General features: G+C 48.6%; 15 protein-coding genes. 10 read left to right on the top strand and 5 right to left on the bottom strand.

The annotated features are described in order from the left end of the window. Window positions 1-7: 7 nt before the first annotated feature. A complete protein-coding gene (locus tag NFI80_RS07990; protein ID WP_235163522.1) occupies window positions 8-1,312 on the bottom strand; it encodes a hypothetical protein in 1,305 nt (434 codons plus the stop codon). A 497-nt stretch (window positions 1,313-1,809) separates the two neighbouring features. Between NFI80_RS07990 and NFI80_RS07985 the strand changes: the two genes are divergently transcribed. From NFI80_RS07985 to soxC, 6 genes are read left to right on the top strand one after another with little or no spacing between them, the layout of a single operon-like run. Next, on the top strand, window positions 1,810-4,788 hold the full coding sequence (locus NFI80_RS07985; protein WP_374759645.1) for a SusC/RagA family TonB-linked outer membrane protein: 2,979 nt from the start codon (window positions 1,810-1,812) through the stop codon (window positions 4,786-4,788). Window positions 4,789-4,799: 11 nt separating this feature from the next. Continuing rightward, window positions 4,800-6,134 (top strand): RagB/SusD family nutrient uptake outer membrane protein, encoded by a 1,335-nt coding sequence (locus tag NFI80_RS07980; protein ID WP_235158996.1) that lies wholly within the window; start codon window positions 4,800-4,802, stop codon window positions 6,132-6,134. Window positions 6,135-6,151: 17 nt separating this feature from the next. Continuing rightward, window positions 6,152-7,528 carry a DoxX family protein gene (locus NFI80_RS07975; RefSeq protein WP_235163524.1) on the top strand — a complete coding sequence of 459 codons (1,377 nt, stop codon included), beginning with the start codon at window positions 6,152-6,154 and terminating at the stop codon, window positions 7,526-7,528. A gap of 24 nt (window positions 7,529-7,552) precedes the next feature. Further along, window positions 7,553-9,205: a hypothetical protein gene (locus NFI80_RS07970; protein WP_235163525.1), complete on the top strand. Its 1,653-nt coding sequence runs from the start codon at window positions 7,553-7,555 to the stop codon at window positions 9,203-9,205. Continuing rightward, window positions 9,186-9,824, top strand: a complete 639-nt coding sequence (locus NFI80_RS07965) for a c-type cytochrome (protein WP_235163526.1) — start codon at window positions 9,186-9,188, stop codon at window positions 9,822-9,824. The genes NFI80_RS07970 and NFI80_RS07965 overlap by 20 nt, the downstream gene beginning before the upstream one ends. Before the next feature lie 2 nt (window positions 9,825-9,826). After that, complete coding sequence (soxC, locus tag NFI80_RS07960; RefSeq protein WP_235163527.1) at window positions 9,827-11,071, top strand: sulfite dehydrogenase; 1,245 nt, start codon at window positions 9,827-9,829, stop codon at window positions 11,069-11,071. A gap of 50 nt (window positions 11,072-11,121) precedes the next feature. Here the strand turns inward: soxC and NFI80_RS07955 are convergent, their stop codons facing one another. Next, window positions 11,122-12,591, bottom strand: coding sequence for a serine hydrolase domain-containing protein (locus tag NFI80_RS07955; protein ID WP_235163528.1), 1,470 nt, complete (start codon window positions 12,589-12,591; stop codon window positions 11,122-11,124). 126 nt (window positions 12,592-12,717) lie between these two features. Here NFI80_RS07955 and NFI80_RS07950 point away from each other — a divergent pair, with 126 nt between their 5' ends. Next, entirely contained in the window at window positions 12,718-13,113 is a 396-nt protein-coding gene (locus tag NFI80_RS07950) for a response regulator (protein ID WP_235158990.1), read from the top strand. A 56-nt stretch (window positions 13,114-13,169) separates the two neighbouring features. On the opposite strand, the gene NFI80_RS07945 is transcribed toward NFI80_RS07950, so the two are convergent. Next, on the bottom strand, window positions 13,170-13,562 hold the full coding sequence (locus tag NFI80_RS07945; protein WP_235163529.1) for a response regulator: 393 nt from the start codon (window positions 13,560-13,562) through the stop codon (window positions 13,170-13,172). A 75-nt stretch (window positions 13,563-13,637) separates the two neighbouring features. After that, the gene (nhaA, locus tag NFI80_RS07940; protein ID WP_235163530.1) at window positions 13,638-14,843 is read right to left on the bottom strand and encodes a Na+/H+ antiporter NhaA; all 1,206 of its coding nucleotides are present in this window, start codon (window positions 14,841-14,843) and stop codon (window positions 13,638-13,640) included. A 267-nt stretch (window positions 14,844-15,110) separates the two neighbouring features. On the opposite strand from nhaA, the gene gdhA reads away from it, so the two are divergent. After that, window positions 15,111-16,448 (top strand): NADP-specific glutamate dehydrogenase, encoded by a 1,338-nt coding sequence (gene gdhA, locus NFI80_RS07935; protein WP_256565288.1) that lies wholly within the window; start codon window positions 15,111-15,113, stop codon window positions 16,446-16,448. Between the two features lie 81 nt (window positions 16,449-16,529). Here gdhA and NFI80_RS07930 read toward each other — a convergent pair whose 3' ends face one another. Then, complete coding sequence (locus tag NFI80_RS07930; RefSeq protein WP_235163531.1) at window positions 16,530-16,976, bottom strand: SRPBCC family protein; 447 nt, start codon at window positions 16,974-16,976, stop codon at window positions 16,530-16,532. 150 nt (window positions 16,977-17,126) lie between these two features. On the opposite strand from NFI80_RS07930, the gene NFI80_RS07925 reads away from it, so the two are divergent. Next, window positions 17,127-18,134 carry a GlxA family transcriptional regulator gene (locus tag NFI80_RS07925; protein WP_235163532.1) on the top strand — a complete coding sequence of 336 codons (1,008 nt, stop codon included), beginning with the start codon at window positions 17,127-17,129 and terminating at the stop codon, window positions 18,132-18,134. After that, the gene (locus tag NFI80_RS07920) at window positions 18,131-19,249 is read left to right on the top strand and encodes an AraC family transcriptional regulator (RefSeq protein ID WP_235163533.1); all 1,119 of its coding nucleotides are present in this window, start codon (window positions 18,131-18,133) and stop codon (window positions 19,247-19,249) included. Before NFI80_RS07925 ends, NFI80_RS07920 begins: the two co-directional genes overlap by 4 nt. The last annotated feature ends 44 nt before the right edge of the window (window positions 19,250-19,293 follow it).

The following is a 19,293-nucleotide window of genomic DNA, read 5'->3' as shown; positions in this document are numbered from 1 at the left end:
TCAAAATTCACTCCGAAAACCCCCGCATATAAGGGACATCCGGCGGTCGCTGGCCTGTGCTGAACTGCGCTCCGTGTGTGGAGCGGTATCGCATGTTCATAAATGGCGTCTCAATGCGGCGTCCTATGGCTGAATATTTGCCGTTTTCCCAGTTGGATTCCATATTATAAGCAGTGATGCCGGTTGACAAAAGCAGCCGTTCGGCGTTGAATGGTTCTTTTCCGGTCACCATCATTTCGGTAATCCAATGCGGCTGTGCATTGGACGCATGATATTGAGAAAACGGGCCGGGCCAGTCTAGCATCGACATAATGGCTGGTTCGTTACGACCTTCAATGTCCCCGGCAAAAGTCCAGCCCACACCCTGGCCAGAATACACTGCTGCTTTTGTGCCATCATTGTATTCAATGATGCAGACATTCGGTTTCCCGATCTCCTGAAAGTGTCCCTGTTTCAGGTCAAAGCTTTTACGCACCGCTTCCAGCAATGCGGCCGCCCAGGGGTTTTGTTCGGTCCACTTCCACGTTTCCGGGCCGCGTATGCATTGTACTGACTTTACGCCAGTTTCGCCACCCTTTCGTCGCTCAACAAAAGCCTGCAATACATCTACACAATGAAAAAGGGCACCTTCATCGGGAGCACCGCCGATCACCACCGATGCTTTCAAAGGCGTGTCTATATCAAGTTCTATTTCAGGCTTGCGGAAGTAGACCGGTATGGAAGAGCCGCCGGTGAGCGGGAAGTTCAGTTCACGGGATTTATCGAACATCCATTTGGCTTCGTCCCAACTGTAAGAAAGGTGTTTGTCATTAAAAACCGGCACAGAGCGCTTGCTCTGCTCAAAAACCCGGATCACTTTTTCATAGATCCACCAGCGCGGCAGGAGCCATTGTCCTTTGAGATTGGTAGGATATTCCCCGTGCTCGCCCACGATCACCACGCCATCCACTGCCAGTTCCTTTCCGCCCAGTGTAACCGCTTCGCCGGCTGTTTTGAAAATAGGAATGTTCTTGGCCTTGCATATTTTTTGGCCGAGTAAACTTGTATCAAACTGGTGGATATAAACGGATACAACTTCTACCCGCGAGGGAGTGTGAGCACCTTGCCACCAGTAGCCGTCGAGCAGCTTGGTGATGATCCAGTCGGCGTGCGACCTGGTGGCGCCCCAGTATGTAACGAGGCAGGCAATGCGTGGCCGTTTTGGTGCAGCGTGCGTGGCCGCGCCGGCAGGAAAGCCCGTTAATGCGGTCAAACCGGCCATGCCGGTTATTCCAAGCATTTCACGCCGGGTCATGGATAAGTCTATTTTCATGGGTTTAGTGATTTCAGGATAATATACCTCCAAAGCGGCTTAAAATGCAAATAATGATCGAAAACTTAGGGCTACGACCAGTGGGCAAAATTTTTTTTACACTTTATTTCGTCCACATTTGCACGGATAAAATATTTACATAATATTTGTCTATTAAGTTAGTAGAGTAATCTTATTACCACCAGTAAGATCTCGCATTAGATATTCGCTTTTGAAGAAAAGTAAATATTTAAACCTGCATTCATGGAAGCCTCCTCGGCCTAAGTGGATGCTGAAAAGTAATTCCCATAAAAGTTGATAACAAGCTTTGAAGACCCATGCGGTCTGTTCAAAAGACAGCTATATCCGCTTTTATCGATTCTGATAGACTATTTAATCTATATACTAAGGCAAATATTTCATTACTTAAACGACTCGAATGTATGTTTTTTACAAAAAAGGAGCCATCGCCCGGTAAACAGGCAGGTCGCCTTATCAAAACTGCGACAACTGTGGCTATGCTGCTTTTTACCCTGGCCGGTTACAGCCAGCAGCAGGGTCAGGGGAAAGTTCAGGGCAATGTGACCGACGCTGGCGGAGAAGGGCTGCCGGGCGTTAATATTCATTTGAAAGGGACCAATATCGGGACCACCACCGATGCAAAAGGCGGATTTAACATTGATGCTGAGGCAGATGCAGTCCTTGTTGTCTCGTACATCGGCTATGCGACGCAGGAAATAAAACCGGGTAACAAAGGCAAATTGTCCATCACCCTGGCATCCGATCAGCGCCAGCTGAATGAGGTTGTGGTGGTGGGATACGGCACACAGGAACGTAAAAATGTGATTGGTTCCATCACAAAAGTAGATCCTACGGATGTGAAAAACATTCCGGCGGGGAGCTTTGATGCGCAGCTGCAAGGCAAAGTGCCGGGCGTGCAAATCACATCCAACACGGGCGTTCCCGGCGAAGCGGTTACCGTCCGCGTGCGCGGGGCCACTTCCATCAATGGTGATAATGACCCGTTGTATGTGATTGACGGCGTATTTATGAACAGCAACAGCATGCAGACCATAGGAACCGGTGGGAAAGCAACTTCACCGATTGCCGACATTAATCCGAATGACATTGAAAGCCTGGAAGTCCTGCGCGACGCCGAAGCCACGGCACTTTACGGCTCGCGCGGTGCGAACGGTGTAATCCTAATCACCACCAAACGAGGCAAATACAACCAAAAAGCAAAGGTCAGCGTGAATGCTTCCTATGGCCTTGCCAAAGCGGAAAAACTATGGGACCTGACCACCGGCCCGGAGCACGCACAACTCGTGAACGAGTGGTGGGTCAACATCGGAAAAGATACGCCATCCTTAAACCGGACAGAGGCGAACAGACCATTCCGCCCCGCTTCCGAAGGCGGCCGCGGCCTGCCCGAAGAGCAGAAAACGTATGACAGACTAGGCGAAATATTCCAGACGGCGCCCGTCCAGAACTACGATTTGTCCGTTTCGGGCGGGACGGCAACAACGAAATATTACATCGGCGGAGGCTACAACAGCCAGGAATCGATTTTGAAACCGATCAATTTCAACCGCGCCAGTTTCAAGGTTAACCTGGATCAGAAGATTTCGGACAAAGTGCAGATTGGGGTGAGCAACAGTTTTGCCCGCACATTCCGTAACCAGGCACGCGCCGGCGATGGCCCGGCGGGTGGGCTTCTGCAGGCTGCATTGCATACGCCTACTTATTTGTCGCCAACAAATGAAAACGGTGAGCTCGTGGGCCGGGCCGGATTTGACAATGTTAGCCTGCTTTTGCAGCATTACGATGTCAAGTCTGTGAGCCTGCGATACATTGGCAACCTGTATGCGGAGGCTGATATCCTTCCTAACCTCAAATTCCGCACAAGCTGGGGATTGGATTACAACAATTATGACGAAAATGAATACTGGAACACATTCCTCATTTCCGGAAGCCCGAACGGGCTGGCAACGGCAAACAATGGGCAGGCTACGACCTGGATTAACGAGCAAACGCTTACTTACCGACAGAAAATCGGCACCAAACACAGCTTCGGCATCCTGATCGGTAACACCATTCAAAGCGATCTGAACACCGGAACAACCTCAACGGGACGTGGTTTTGCGAGTAATTCTTTCAAACTGATCTCTTCCGCAGCTACAACTACGGGATCCAACAGCTGGTCTAAAAAGAACCTTGCATCCTTCTTTTCACGCATCGACTACAATTACGGCGGCAAATATCTGATCGATTTCAGCATTCGTGCGGATGGTTCTTCCAGTTTTGGTGCCGACAGGCGATGGGGTTATTTTCCTTCGGTGGGTGGAGCATGGCGGGTTAAGCAGGAGAATTTTCTCAAAAATGTGGCCGTGCTAAGCGATTTGAAAATCCGCGCAAGCTATGGCGTTACCGGAAATCAGAATGGTCTGGGCAGTTTTGCAGCATTAGGCCTTTGGGGCAGCGGCTCTCCTTACCAGGGCAATCCAGGCATTGCGCCGCAGCAACTTGCTAATCCGGATCTGCAATGGGAGCGGACCAGCCAGTTTAATGCGGGTGCAGACATTGCCTTCTTTGGCGACAGGCTTGGTATCGAAGTGAATGTTTACAGCAAATACACCAGCAACGGCCTGCTATCACTCACACTGCCTGCCACAACCGGTTTTGCCAATTATCGCAGCAACACGGCCGAGATCAGCAACAAAGGATTTGAGCTGGCGATCCGTTCGGTGAATTTCCAGAACAATACATTTTCCTGGACTACGAGCTTCAATGTTGCCCGAAACATCAACAAGATCGAAAAGCTGGAAAATCCGCTCGAATATGGCAGCCGCAGCCTGATCCTGTTACAACAGGGCCAGCCGCTTTATTCCTTCTGGGTTTACAAGCAGCTGTATGTTGATCCGCAGACAGGCAACACGGTTTATGAAGATGTTAATAAGGATGGCAAGATCACCGTTGCCGACCGCCAGATCAACGGCAGCATATGGCCTAAATTTTTCGGCGGACTTACCAATAGCATTACTTACAAAGGGTTCGATATCAATGCTTTCCTTGCGTTTCAATATGGGAATAAGGTTTATAACCATAACAAATTTTTCGGCGAGGGCGGCGGTGCGCGCGATGCGGCGCGGATCATTTTTGCCAGCAATAACGACCGCTGGCAAAAGCCCGGCGACATCACGGATGTGCCCCGCCCGGATGGTGTGAATGTCAATAACTATCGGGATGGCGGAAGTCGCTGGCTGGAAGACGGGTCATTTATCAGGCTGCGTTCGCTTGCCATTGGCTACACGATTCCGGTGCGCGGGATTTCTTCACTGCGCCTTTACGTAACCGGAAGCAACCTTTTCACGATCACAAAATACACTGGTCTGGATCCTGAATCGAGCTCTTCCAGCGCGCAAAATGAACAAGGCATCGACCTCGGCACACCGCCGCAGCCCAGAAGCATTCTGGTTGGCGTTAACCTGACATTCTAAAATTTACCCACATGAAAGCATTTAAACATACCACCGTACTCGCGTTTTTGCTGCTCCTGACATCCTGCGACCAGTTCCTGGATGTCCAACCCAAAGCATCCATTTCCGATCAGCAAACCATTGTCGACAAAGCGTCTTCGGAAACTGCTCTGAACGGAGCATATGACTCATTCAGAAGCTATTATAGCGTAAATCTGCAATCCATCGGCTATTTATCAGGTGATAACATTCAATGGACTGGCTCGCAATCACAGGTACAAGAGTTTATCAATCACCGGGTTAATGCCGAGAACCCGACTGTTTCTTCGGTTTGGACAGGCATTTACAGCATGCTCAACCGGGCGAACCACGTGCTGGATAAAGTCCCTGCGGTGCAAGATCCTTCATTGAGCGAAGCGCAACGTAACAAGATCATCGGAGAGGCTTATTTCCTCAGGGCGTTTGCCTATTTCGATCTGGCGAGGATATGGGGCGGCGCGCCGATCATTACCAAGCCTACCTTAACGCCACAGGACAACCGGGGCATTGCGCGCAGTTCGCAGGAAGAAGTTTATGCGCAGGCACTAGCTGACCTGAATGCCGCTGAACCGCTTCTTGCGGAAACAACGGACCGTTTCCGGGCCACGCGCAAAACGGTGTGGGCGCTGAAATCGCGGTTTTATTTATACCAAAAAGATTACGTAAAGGCAGCTGAATATGCCGACAAGATTATCGCCGATGCAGGTAACTATCAGCTTGTGAAGCCTTACAATGCATTTTTTGCCAATGATGCCAGGGGGACAACCGAATCGGTGTTTGAGATTTTTTACAATATCAATGAAACCAACAGCCATCGCGGACAATGGCAGCCTCAGGAAAAAGGAGGAACGCGGCAGTGGGCGCCTAATGACGCTTTTGTAGCATTGGCCAATGATCCGAAAGTCGGTGGAAACCGCAGCGCGCTGGTGGCCAAAGACAACCAGGGAAGATGGTACGGAAACTTGTATTACCGCAGCCCGGCCACGGACCCGACATTCGTGATCCGCATTGCAGAACTATACCTGATCCGCGCTGAGGCAAGGGCGCAGACGGGAAACCTCACGGGCGCTTTGGCCGATCTGAATGCAGTGCGTGAACGCGCCGGGATCGCAAAACTCACCGCCGCAAACAAGGCTGCATTGCTGCTGGCAATCGAAAATGAGCGTCGGATCGAATTTGCCCTGGAACCCGACCGCTGGTTCGACCTTGTGCGCACAGGCAGGGCCACACAGGTCCTGAACATCACCGACGAAAGTAAGTTACTGCTTCCGGTGCCCGCCGAACAGCTTCTGATCGACAAAGCATTGAAACAAAATCCAGGTTATTAATCCAAAATCAAAACCTTATGTCCAGCGCAGCTATTTATGAAGCCCAGGTCCGCTCCGGCGGGGCCGTGGCTTCTGCTCCCGGTGAATGGAAGCCGTTTGAAAAAGTGTTATTCCGCATTGCATTCATCTATTTTGTCATTCAATGCGTTCCGCTTGACTGGAAATTCTATCGCCAGGTTTTTCAGATAAACTGGCTCAACCTTACTTATGGGGATATTTTCGAGCTTTCGAGATATCAGCTGCGCTTTTTCTCCGGGCCGGACACTTGGGCCAACTGGGCGGTGATCTTACTGATCGCGATTGTGGGAGGCATTGTCTGGGGCAACAGGGATAAGGACAAGAAAGAATACAACCAGCTCTATTACTGGCTGCGCGTAATCGTCCGTTACCGGCTCGCGGCGGGGTTGATAGCTTACGGTTTTATCAAATTTTTCCCTTTACAGGCGCCGCCGCCTTCCCTGAGTAATCTGAACACGGCTTACGGCGATTTTAGCGCATGGAAATTATTTGCATTAAGCCTGGGCGTAGTGCCTGATTATCAGTCTTTTCTGGGTTTGGTTGAATTGGCCGGCGGTTTGCTCTTACTGCACCGTCGCACCACCACATTGGCCACGCTGATCATTATTCCGTTTACGGGCAATGTGTTTATTTCAAATCTCGCATATGAAGGCGGGGAGTACATTTATAGTTTTTACCTGATTGTATTGGCATTGTTCCTGTTTGCTTTTGATGCCAACCGGCTCAATAATCTGCTCACCCTCGGAAAGCCGACTTTTCCGAACCGTTTCAAACCTGTTTTTACGCAAAATAATATCAAACAGGCCCGCATTGCTTTTAAAGGGGCATTTGTCCTGTTTTTCGTGGTCATTTATGGTTATAAAAGTTATGCAGGATATCATAATTATTCCTATCAATACCCAACCAAGCCAGGGTTAGCCCAAGCCGCCGGACTTTATAATGTTGAGCAGTTTGTCCTAAACGGCGACACGCTTGCTTACTCGCCGCTCGATCCGGTAAGGTGGAAAGATGTTGTTTTTGAAAACTGGGCCACATTAAGCATCCGTTCATCGCCACCGGCAGTGATCGATTCAGCCAATGTGGAGCACATTGATTTCGATGACGCCAGGCGGAACTACGAGCAGGCAGGCTCGGGAGGCAGACATTATTACAGCTACGAGCATGATCCGGCATCAAAAACATTGAAGCTGACCAACAAAGTGGATGCTTCGGACCGATTGACACTGCATTACTCCCGGCCCGATTCAACAACGATCCTGCTTTCGGGGGTGGGTAAATCAAACGACTCGCTGTATGTGGCTTTGAAAAAAATCAATAAAAAATACTTGTTCCAGGAAGTTCAGAAAGTGGGACGCCGGGGAGAATTCAAACTTTAATCATTGGTCAAAACCGAATCGAATATGTTGTCAACGATCAAATTAAATACAGCAACAGAATTGCCCGTGGTTGAAGAGTCCAGGCCTGCGGACGTGCAACCCGACGAGCGTGGCGAATCAGCAAGATGGCCCGAGTGGCAGAAAACGCTGTTCCGCATCGCTTTTGTTTTCTTCATCGCCATGAGCATTCCGAACAGTGCAGAATGGTATACAGCGCTGTTCAATTTTGAATGGACGCGGCTGCATTACCGCGATGTGTACGACATTGCCAGGTTCGGCAGCGGTCTCGATATCTTCGGCCGCACCCTGTTCGGAAGTCCGCTTAACGGTTATGCCACCTGGATCATCACATTCTTTGCTGCAACGGTCGTCGGGCTGATCTGGACGGGGATAGACCGGTTGCGCAAGCCCCAGCCCGCCAATTACAATCAGCTTTATTACTGGCTCCGGGTGGTGGTGCGTTACCGGGCGGGGATCGGCATTATTGGCTTCGGTTTCACCAAATTGCTGCCTACACAGATGCCATACCCTTCGCTGGGGTTGCTGAATACGAATTTCGGTGATTTCACATTGCAGAAGATTTACTGGCTTTCGGTCGGCATTGTTCCCTGGTACCAGGTGTTTGCGGGCGTTGTAGAACTTGCCGCCGGGATCTTACTGTTTTTCAGGGGGACAACCACATTGGGCGCTATACTGCTGCTGGGCGCATTAGGGGATATTGTTTATGTAAACTTCGCATACGACGGCGGCGTGCATGTTTACAGTTCCTACTTCGTGCTGCTAGCCGCGTTTCTACTAATCAAAGACACCCCAAAACTCTGGAACCTCATCGTCCTAGAACGCTTCACAGCCCCAAACAACATTTACCCGTTCTTTTCAAAGACCGGAAAATACATACGATACGCGTTAAAATTTGGTGTATTCGGCCTATTCCTCGTGCATTTATTTTATTTACAATACGTCAATTTCAAATACGATCCTTATAAGCAGCCATCCACTGCCGGGGTGAAAACATTGCGTGGAAATTACAATGTCACAGAATTCAAAATCAATAATCAAACCATTCCGTATTCACCCACAGACACGCTTCGGTGGCAATGGGCTACTTTCGAGAACTGGACTACGCTGACTTTCAAGGTGAACAAGCCGCAACCGCTGGACCTTTCCAATGGCGGCGGCGCGCCGATGCGTGACATCGGACGCACATTTGAACTTACGGGCACGGCCGGAGGGCAGCGGGTTTATCATTATCTTGCAGATACCATTGCGCATACATTGTATTTAAGAGATAAATATGCGAAAGGCGGCGCCAGGGACGGAGTAGGGCAGGAGCAAAAACCGCAACCAAGCCGTGCTGAAAAAAGCAAAGAGGCGCGGGGCGAAGGCGATCGTGCGGATAAAAACTGGATCAGCAAAGCCGCGCTGGCGCGTATCGGGGATGAGAATAAAATGATCGATCCTATTGCTTACTCGGCCCGGCGCGATAAGGAGTTTGCAGCAAAGCCCCGCCGCGACAAGCGCAACCGAATGATTTTGAATTACACCACACAAGACGGCTCTCGCGTGATTTTAAGCGGGATTAATGAAAATAAAGATTCGATTTACGTAGTTCTGGACAGGGTTAAGAGGCCTTACGTTCTGGCAAAAAGTACATTAAATGCGGGAAAATACGATTAGATATGGCATATGGTCGATCCTGGCCATGCTATTGCTGGTAGCCGCTGTGAAGCGCGAAAATCATTTTGATAACACTAAAAAAAATGCCGGCGACACCCTCGACTGGCCTAAAAGCTTCGGCTTCGGCAGAAAAGCTTCTGCAATACAAATTGCAGCATGGGACATTGACATCTCGCCCGACGGAAAGGGATTGCCTGCGGGCGAGGGCAATGTGTTACAGGGCAGGGAAATCTATGCGTTAAAATGTGCAGCCTGCCACGGAGCAACCGGAACCGAAGGTCCTAATGACCGCCTAGTAGCAGCGCCGGATTCTACCGGCAAAAGCACAGGCGCCGCAAGTGATGCCAGGCGGACAGACGTAAGGCGGATCAAAGCGATTGGCACTTACTGGCCATACGCCACAACCGTTTTTGATTACATCCGCCGCGCTATGCCCTTCAACCAACCCGGTTCCCTGACGGATCAGGAAGTGTACAGCCTGACTGCTTTTTTGCTTAATGCCAATGGGTTATGGGATGAAAAAGTGACATTGAATGCTAAGAACCTGCCAAAAGTCAAAATGCCGGCAAGAAATAACTTCGTCCCCGACGACCGCACGGACGGGCCGGAAATCAGATAATAATGGATAAAAGAGACGATAAGAACGGTTCCGCAGGAATCAAGATCAGCCGCAGAAATCTCCTTGCCGGGGCGGCTGCGGCCACTGTTGTGCTGGTGCAAACTGCACAGGGGAAGGCGTTTCAGGCAGCGCTTACCCAAGCCGAAAGCATTACCGACGACCCTGCCAAAGTCCCCGGTGTGCCTCCCGGAACATTAGGGACGAGGTCGGCATTTGAAAAGCCGGTCAAGACGCCATCGGACACTTCTTCGCGCACACCTTTACAAGATTTATACGGCACTATAACACCGTCTGACCTGCATTATGAACGGCATCACGGCGGCGTTCCTGCCATTGATCCGTCCAAATACGAACTCGTCATTCACGGCATGGTCGATAAGCCAATGGTTTTCACCCTGGCTGATCTCAAACGTTTCCCGTCCGTGTCGCGGACTGCCTTCCTGGAATGTTCGGGCAATTATCGCGGCAGTAATGACGGCAAGCTCAGGCCGCAGGAGATTTGCGGGCTGGTAAGCCAGAGCGAATGGACGGGCGTGAAGCTCTCGACCTTGTTTCGGGAAGTAGGTGTGAACCCTAAAGCAAGCTGGTTTCTGGCCGAAGGAGGCGATGCCGCAGTGATGACACGCAGCGTTCCCGTCAGGAAAGGATTCGATGACGCCATCATTGCATATGCGCAGAACGGCGAGGCTGTGCGGCCCGAGCAAGGTTATCCGGCAAGGCTTTTCCTTCCGGGATGGGAAGGGAATGCAAGCGTTAAGTGGCTGCGCCGCATAGAGCTTTCGGACGCGCCATTTATGACCCGTGAAGAAACTTCCAAATACACAGAAACGGTTGGCGGCGGAAAAATAAGGCAATTCAGCTTCACCATGGATGCCCGGTCTGTGATCACTTACCCGAGCTATCCGGCAAAAGTAGAGGCAGGCTGGATCGAAATACGCGGCATTGCCTGGAGCGGTCGCGGCAAAATCGTGCGGGTGGAAGTAAGTACGGATGCAGGAAAAAGCTGGAAAACGGCTGCATTACAGGAACCCGTTCTCGACAAAGCTATAACGGCATTCAGGCATCTCTGGCAATGGGACGGCAGACCCACCGAGATCATGAGCCGCGCCGTAGACGAAACGGGCTACGTCCAGCCCTTTCTAAAACAATTATTAGCAGCAAGAGGCGGCAACATGGGTTACCATTTCAATCCCGTAACGGCCTGGTATGTGCAAAAGGACGGGCAGGTCTTGTTTAAAGCGACTTGATTATAGGACTGCTTTTGTTACTTGCGGGTGTTGGTTGGACTTAACGACAATCATTTGAATGCAGGGAGGATGTTGGTTTCCATTTCCTTCCATAAAATACTCCGTCTGCCGTTTCCTTCGGTTGCATTGTGGTGTAAGGTCAAAATCACCAGGTCCAGATCCGGAATGATACACAACACCTGGCCTCCATATCCTGCTGCATATATTGTTTTAAATACCTTGTTATCAGCCCGAAGCACGCCACGCCACCATTGATATCCATATCCCCACTCCTTGTTTGCCTTATTTACGGGTAAATTAAATGCCGTGGATTCTTTGATCCAGGATGCTGAAACAATCTGTTTGTCATTCCATTTTCCCTCGTCTAGCACCAGCTGGCCCAACTTCAATATATCCCGCGGCTTCATAAACAGTCCGCCGCCTGTATGGATCTGCCCGTTCATAGCGGTCCAGGTGAATTTGTTTATTCCCAGATCTTTGAAGAGTGTTTGCGTAGCGTATTGATCGGCTGGTTTTCCGGTTGTATTGGCAATAACACCTCCCAGCAAAATAGAGAGTCCGCTGTTGTATTCAAATACTTCGCCGGGTCGAACCTTCGGGTCAGGGTTTTTAGATAAAACATACTGAAACATATCTTTACTCTGGTTCATCAGAACTGCATCGTTGCGCGGATCTGAATATGGAATATCCTCACGCCAATCCAATGCTGCTGACATGGTTAATGCATTGCGCAGTGTAAATGGAGGCATTTTTCGTTTTGTGGAATCCCCGTAAGCCGGAAAAAAGGTGTTTACAGGCGCATCGAGATTCTTGATAAGGCCATCGTCGTGCGCAATACCAATTAAAAGGGAGGTCACACTTTTCGTGCACGACTGTATACTGTGAATCCTTTCCCGATCGCCAATATAGAAGTATTCCTCCAATAGCATTTTGCCATTCCGGGCAACCAGGATTGCATCGAGGCCATTAAAATGACCTTTCAGGATATTTTCAAAAAGATCCCTCAAAGGCTTTGAAGCCCCGGATGCTGCGTTGATCGTGCCCACTTTCCATCCGTCATGAATTTCAGGAGGGGACTGATATGCCCAGGTTTTTACAGGTTGATTATCCCTGTCGCTCCTTGCGGGCCGCTGCGATGACCATTTTTCTATTTTGGTAAAACGCAATGTCTGCTTCTCGATGCCGGGCACATTGAGTACACCCGTGATTTCCTGCTTATTAGTTGCAAGATTGCCTTTGAACATGGCGCCCTGGCCAAGATCAAGGGTTATCTTGGAGCCATCAACTTTTACACTGGATAAGTTTCCTTCGGTCATAGTCTCGGCAATTTCAAACCGCCCGCTCCATTTATCCCCGAAAAAATCGTGATTCAATTCCAAATCAAATGCGCTTTTGAGTTGGGGTATGGCTTCCAGTTCAGTATGCCAGATGCCGGTAAGTTTCGACTCGTCTGATGAACAGGACGCAGCCGAGAACAGCAAAGCCAGGCTTGTCACAAATTTGAAAACCACTTGCCGCATAATGATCGTTATTTATTTCGGTTCGATGTTGTTGTCCAGCGCAATCACGTGACCTGATCAGTCAGTATGCCGGAGAGCAAAACTAATCGTATATTTGCAGCGAATTACTATACTTTAAAACTGCTGATGGAAAAGTCCAAAAGGGTTTACTTAGTGGACGATGACCCCGACGACAGATATCTGGTCTGTGAAGCCTTCACACAAGTAAGTTCTGACATTACAATTATTGAAGCAATAGACGGCCAGCATTTTTTTGAAATTATCGATACAAGCAATCCTGATTTTCCTGCATTGATTTTGCTGGATGTAAATATGCCGCGGATGGATGGACTGGAAACACTCGGCAAGATCATGTCCAAGCCATTACTTGCTGCCATTCCAGTCGTCATGTTCTCCACCTCGGGTAACCAATCCCTGATTGACCAGGCGCATCAGGCGGGCGTCAGGGATTTTTTCGTAAAACCAACTTCATTTGAAGGTTACGTAGAATTTGCAGCCAAAATTGCCAGTTATTTACATTAATTGGCAACAATTACATTCAAATTGACTTATCTGCACTGAAACCAGCCCGGCCGTGTTTAATCCAACGCGGTCAATTGTTTCAGCTCACCAACCAGCTCCGAAATTGAACCGGTCTTCTCAATAAACTGGTCAACACCGATTTGCTTAAAACGCTCTCGCCACTCTTCCGGAACAGGGCCGGAATAAATGATGATGCGGGGGCTGTCGAATTCCTGCAACTTTTGCAGATGCACCAGACATTCGTCCCCAGGTATCCTGGGCAGGTTGAGGTCAATAAACACATATCCGGGCGCAGATGCCGACTGCTGGCTGAAATATGCGACGGCCGACTCGCAATCCTTGAAAAAAAGACATTTCAATGGCTTGACAAGCTCTGATAGCGCCATGCTGAATATTTCATGATCGTCTGTATCATCGTCAATCATGACAAACAGTTTTTTATCTCCCATAATCTTGTTCGTGTGTCCGTAAAGCAGATATCTAGCTTGCGGATGCACATTAATAGCGTGCCAACAAACGGGTGACTATTGATCCTCAGCGGGCGATAAGCCGTTTTTTTTAGTTTTTTTGTCAAGTCTGCTCAGCCAGATGTAACCGAATATTCCGGAAATGATGGAGGCGGTTAAAATGGAAAATTTGGCTTCTGAAAGGATCAGGTCCTTGCCGGCAAAGGAAAGCAGCGCAATAAAAATGGACATGGTAAAGCCAATTCCACCGAGCATCCCAACGCCTATAATATGAAGCCAGGAAGCGTTATTGGGCATTCTGGCAATCCCGAGCTTCACTGCAATCCAGGAGAAAATGGTAATCCCAACGGGCTTTCCTATGACAAGCCCGGCAATGATCCCGATGCCAAGTACGGTGGTCAATCCTTCCAGCATACCCGCTTCAAACTGAATATTGGTATTGGCCAGGGCAAAAATGGGCATAACCACAAAGTTGACCGGGTTGACGAGAAAATGTTCGAGTTTTTCCAGCGGAGACTCGGTTGCGTCCGGGGTTGTGGGAATTGCAAATGCGGTCAAAACACCCGCAATAGTGGCGTGCACGCCAGAGTGGTGAATAAAATACCAGATAAAAAGCCCCGGGATCAGATATGCCGCGAGGTTTTTTACCTTCAACTTATTTAGCAACAAAAGGAAAAGGAAGATCCCGAATGCGTATAAAAGGTAAGTGTAATGTATATCCGAAGAATAAAAAATGGCTATAACCAGGATCGCCATCAGGTCGTCGACAATGGCCAGCGCCGAGAGGAAGACTTTGAGGGACGATGGCGCACGCTTTCCGAGCATGGAAATGATCGCAATAGCAAAGGCAATGTCCGTAGCCATGGGTATGCCCCAGCCGCCAGCCGTTTCCGTGCCGGCATTGAATGCATAATAAATCAGTGCGGGCGCCAACACGCCGCCCATGGCTGCGAGGATCGGAAGAGAGGCTTTTTTAAATGATGAAAGTTCACCTTCAACCATCTCGCGCTTGATTTCCAGGCCTACCAACAGGAAGAAAATGGCCATTAACCCGTCATTGATCCATAGCAGAATAGGGTAACGTAAGTGAATGCCGCCCAGATCAGCTCCGATCCCCTTGGCCAGAAATGCTTCAAATCCCGGTCCCGCGCCGGAGTTGGCTATAACCAGTGAAATGATCACGCAAATGATCAGTATGAAACCGCCGATTGAGCTCGACCGGAAAAATTCCTTAAACGAATGGATGTTTATCAATTGTGCCATAGCCGTAAAACTAATGAGTATGGCTTAGAAATGCATCCAAATTGAACAGTGTTAAATTATTTTGTTTTGTTAAAAGCCGTAATAGGCAATATGGTGCGGCTGTCGGTTGGCCTGGCTCATCCGTTGATCGTAGACTTGCTAGTCAGCAGCCTGCAAAAAGTTTGTGCAATAATGTTGCAAGTGTTTAATTCAAATCATTCCTGCATTATATTGCCTTGGAATACATCGAAGAAGAAGACATATTTCCATTTACTAACCACTTTAACATTGACTTCCGTACAATCCTTCATGACCCGGATCATCGATCGGAATCCCGGCGAAAATGAATTCCATCAGGCCGTCCACGAGGTTGCCGAAAATATTATCCCTTTTATTCAGGACAAGCCACAATATCAGAAAGCCAAAATTCTTGAACGGATTGCAGAGCCGGAGCGTGTCATTATTTTTAGGGTCCCATGGATGAATGATCAGGGCGAAGTGGAGATCAACCGGGGTTACCGGGTTCAGATGAACAGTGCGATCGGGCCTTACAAAGGCGGTCTGCGTTTTCATCCTTCTGTCAACCTGGGAACATTAAAGTTTCTTGCTTTTGAACAAATATTTAAAAATAGCCTGACGCAGCTTCCGATGGGCGGAGGCAAGGGCGGATCGGACTTTGATCCGAAAGGCCGTTCCGACCGGGAAGTTATGTTCTTTTGCCAGAGCTTTATGACGGAGCTTTTCCGTCACATCAGCTCGGACAACGACGTGCCGGCGGGGGATATAGGTGTAGGCGCCAGGGAAATCGGCTTTTTATTTGGCCAATATAAGCGGCTCAAAAATGAGTTTACAGGTGTCCTCACGGGCAAAGGCGCCAGCTATGGCGGAAGCCTGATCCGCCCTGAGGCGACCGGTTATGGTGTCGTTTATTTCGTAGAACAAATGCTAAAGCAGCACCGCGACAGCATTAAAGGCAAACGTGTGGTCATTTCGGGCTCGGGTAATGTGGCGCAGTATACATTGGAAAAGTGTATCGAGCTGGGTGCCAAAGTTTTAACCCTTTCTGACTCGTCGGGATACATTTACGATGAAAAAGGGATTGATGCAGAGAAATTTGCCTATATCATGCATTTGAAAAACGAAACACGCGGAAGGATCAGCGCTTATGCAGACCGGTTTGGGTGTGAATTCATTGCCGGCAAAACACCCTGGGAAGTGCCCTGTGACATTGCATTACCCAATGCGACCCAAAACGAATTGAATGGCGATGACGCCCGCATGCTGATCAAAAACGGCTGTATGTGCGTAGCAGAAGGAGCAAATATGCCGTGCACGCCGGAAGCAATCTCTATATTCGAAGATAATGATATCCTGTACGCTCCCGGTAAGGCGGCCAATGCGGGTGGAGTGGCCGTTTCGGGCCTGGAAATGTCCCAGAATTCGCTGCGTTTGTCGTGGTCGCGCGAGGAAGTGGATAAAAAGTTGCAGGACATTATGTTCAATATCCATTCAACTTGCCTGCGATACGGACACAAGCCCGACGGGCGCATAAGCTATATGCAAGGCGCTAATATCGGCGGCTTTGTGCGTGTAGCCGATGCTATGCTGGCGCAAGGGCTGGTGTAGGAAACCATTATTTGTCATGGGCTTTGCATTGCAGTCGGTTACCCGGCACAAGGCAAAGCCCATGATTTTATTGAGGCCATATTAATTCCAGTTGTCGATTTTGATGTCCCTCGGATCCGGCTTGCCTTCACCTTCTTCGATCAGGGATTTTAAACTCAACAGAAAAACAGCCCATTTTGTACTGCAATGATGCATGAATTCAACCGGTTCACGCCAGTTGGCATGTTTGAAAAGCAGGATAGCATAATCATTTTCTTGCCTTATGTCGAAGCTGATGCTTGTGCCTACCCATTCGGCAGGGCCGTCCACGACTTCCCATGAAACATGCGCAGGCTCTTCCAGCGCCGTCACTTTCATATCAAAGCCTCCTGCTCCGAATCGGAATGCAATAATGTTACCCACCTGGTTGCCCTGTCCCTGCGTATTGCTGGTCCACCAGCCCGCCAGGCCAGCCTCTGTTGTCAATGCATCATAAATGTCCTGTAATGACTGCGATCTGATCCCGACCCTGTGCAAGATATCTGCCATAAGTGAAAGTGTTTGGTTTGAAGTAAAATGTTTGATCTGCTAAGTTTTTCCCAAAAGTATAGGCTTAGCAGGAAATTTGTGGCGTGTGAAATGGACATTATAACGGGTTGATTTGGACAAAGCCAGTTTATAACTTGCGGTTAAAAACAAATGAAAAATATCACGATCCTTGTTCCCGACGGAGAGAACAATCTCAGCAGCATTGTGGGCGCTTACAAGATTTTAAAGCGGGCGAATTCGTATTGGGAAGAAAAATATAAAAAAACATTATACCATATTCAGCTGGCCGGGCTGTCCGGGCAGGTGGACTTTCATGAAGGGTTGTTTTCGGTAAAGCCTCACGTCCATATTTCTGCTGTTTCAAAAACGAACCTGATTGTCATACCTTCCTTAAATCACCAATATGAACAGGCCATAGCAAAGAACCAACCCTTAATTGAATGGATCAGCGCCCAATATCGCGGCGGGGCAGAAGTGGCGAGCATCTGCACCGGTGCCTTTTTGTTGGCGTCTTCGGGCCTGATCAACGGAAAAACCTGTTCTACGCACTGGGCATTCGCGGATCGGTTTAAGACAATGTTCCCGGAAATCGATGTGCAGAAAGACAAATTGATTACGGATGAGAACGGCATCTACACCAATGGGGGCGCCTATTCATTTCTGAATCTGATTATTTACCTTGTTGAAAAATATTTTGACCGGCAAACGGCCATTTTCTGCTCCAAGGTTTTTCAGATCGATATAGACCGGGAAACGCAGTCGCCTTTTATCATTTTTGCCGGACAGAAATCACATGAAGACGAGGTCATCAGGCAAGCGCAGGCTTATATCGAAGAAAATGTCGAGAATAAGATATCCATCGTCGAACTGGCGTCTAAATTCGCAGTAGGAAGGAGAAACTTTGACCGGAGATTTATCAAGGCAACCGGTAACACGCCAACCGAATATGCACAGCGCGTGAAAATGGAAGCAGCCAAAAAATCCTTTGAAACCAATTCCAAAAACATCAAGGAGGTTATGTATGAAACCGGATATTCCGACATGAAGGCCTTCCGGGAAGTGTTCAGGAAAATCACCGGGATCTCTCCGCTCGAATACCGTTCAAAATACAACAGCCATGCGTATCAGGATAAACGGAAGCAACTCAATCTCGAATGAATAACACCTTAATCATTGGTCTGTCTGCCGGGGGATCATTTTTGCTGTCTTTTTTACTCGCTAACCATCCGAAACATAACAACATTTATGCAAACCGCTGGCTGGGCGTTTTCATGCTGGCATTTGCCATGTCCTTGCTGGAAATCTTTATTTATGATCTCGGATTGCAGAATCAATATCCGCTGACGATAAGCTTCCTGGAGTTAAGCCGCTTTGTAGCAGCACCGGCTCTATACCTGAGTGTCCGTTATTTTACTGCCCCGACGAAAACATTTACCTGGCGAACATTTGCACACTTTTTACTTTTTCTCGTTTTATTCCTTTTCCAATTGCCGCGCATGCTTACGGGCAACAATCTGGAGATCGCGGATAAAACGCTTGAAAGCATCATATTTACTTTTTTTGCAGCTGCTTTCCCGATCCAGATCATTATATACTGGACACTCAGTTATCGAAAGTTATACAGGCACAGACAAAACATCCGCCAGCTGGCTTCTTCCACCGAGTCTATCGACCTGTCCTGGCTCACCAATCTGCTCTATGTGGTTATTGTGATTGTCATAACCTGGCTTCATCTTGCCTTTTTCAATCCTTCGGGCGGGGCCAGCTATGCTTCCGTACTCTATTTTCTGAGTGTCTATTTTTTGTCCTATTATTCATTAAAACAAAAAGAAGTTTACGCTTACCCTGAGCAAACGCTGAAAGAACTGGATATAATCCTGAATAAGGATCCCGATAATAAGGCAGAGAAGCAAAAACGTCTCTCCGATACTCAGATAAATTATTTAAAAGTGAAGCTTGAAAATTTGATGGAAGAAGAGAAGGTCTATCTGAACAATGAGCTGAGCCTGCCTCTTTTGTCTCATAAAATGGGCATATCCATTCACGAATTATCGTTCCTGATCAATGATGAGTATGGTGAAAATTTCTTCTCGTTTGTGAACCGGTATCGTGTTGAAAAAGCGAAGTCCTTGCTACTGAACAATGCCGCCCGGCTTACGATGCTTGACATTGCTTTTCAAGCTGGCTTCAATTCGAAAACTTCGTTTAATACTTCCTTCAAAAAACTGACCGGCTTATCTCCGACGGAATTCCAGAGATCGGCACAGGCATAGTTGCGAGCGTGCTTTTGCCGATTAGGAGCCCAAAAAGGTTCTTT

The sequence above is a fragment of the Dyadobacter chenhuakuii genome, from assembly GCF_023821985.2.
In the GTDB taxonomy this organism is placed as follows: Bacteria; Bacteroidota; Bacteroidia; order Cytophagales; family Spirosomataceae; genus Dyadobacter; species Dyadobacter chenhuakuii.
The sequence above is the reverse complement of the archived record's forward strand: the minus strand, read 5'-3'. Positions and strand labels throughout refer to the sequence as shown.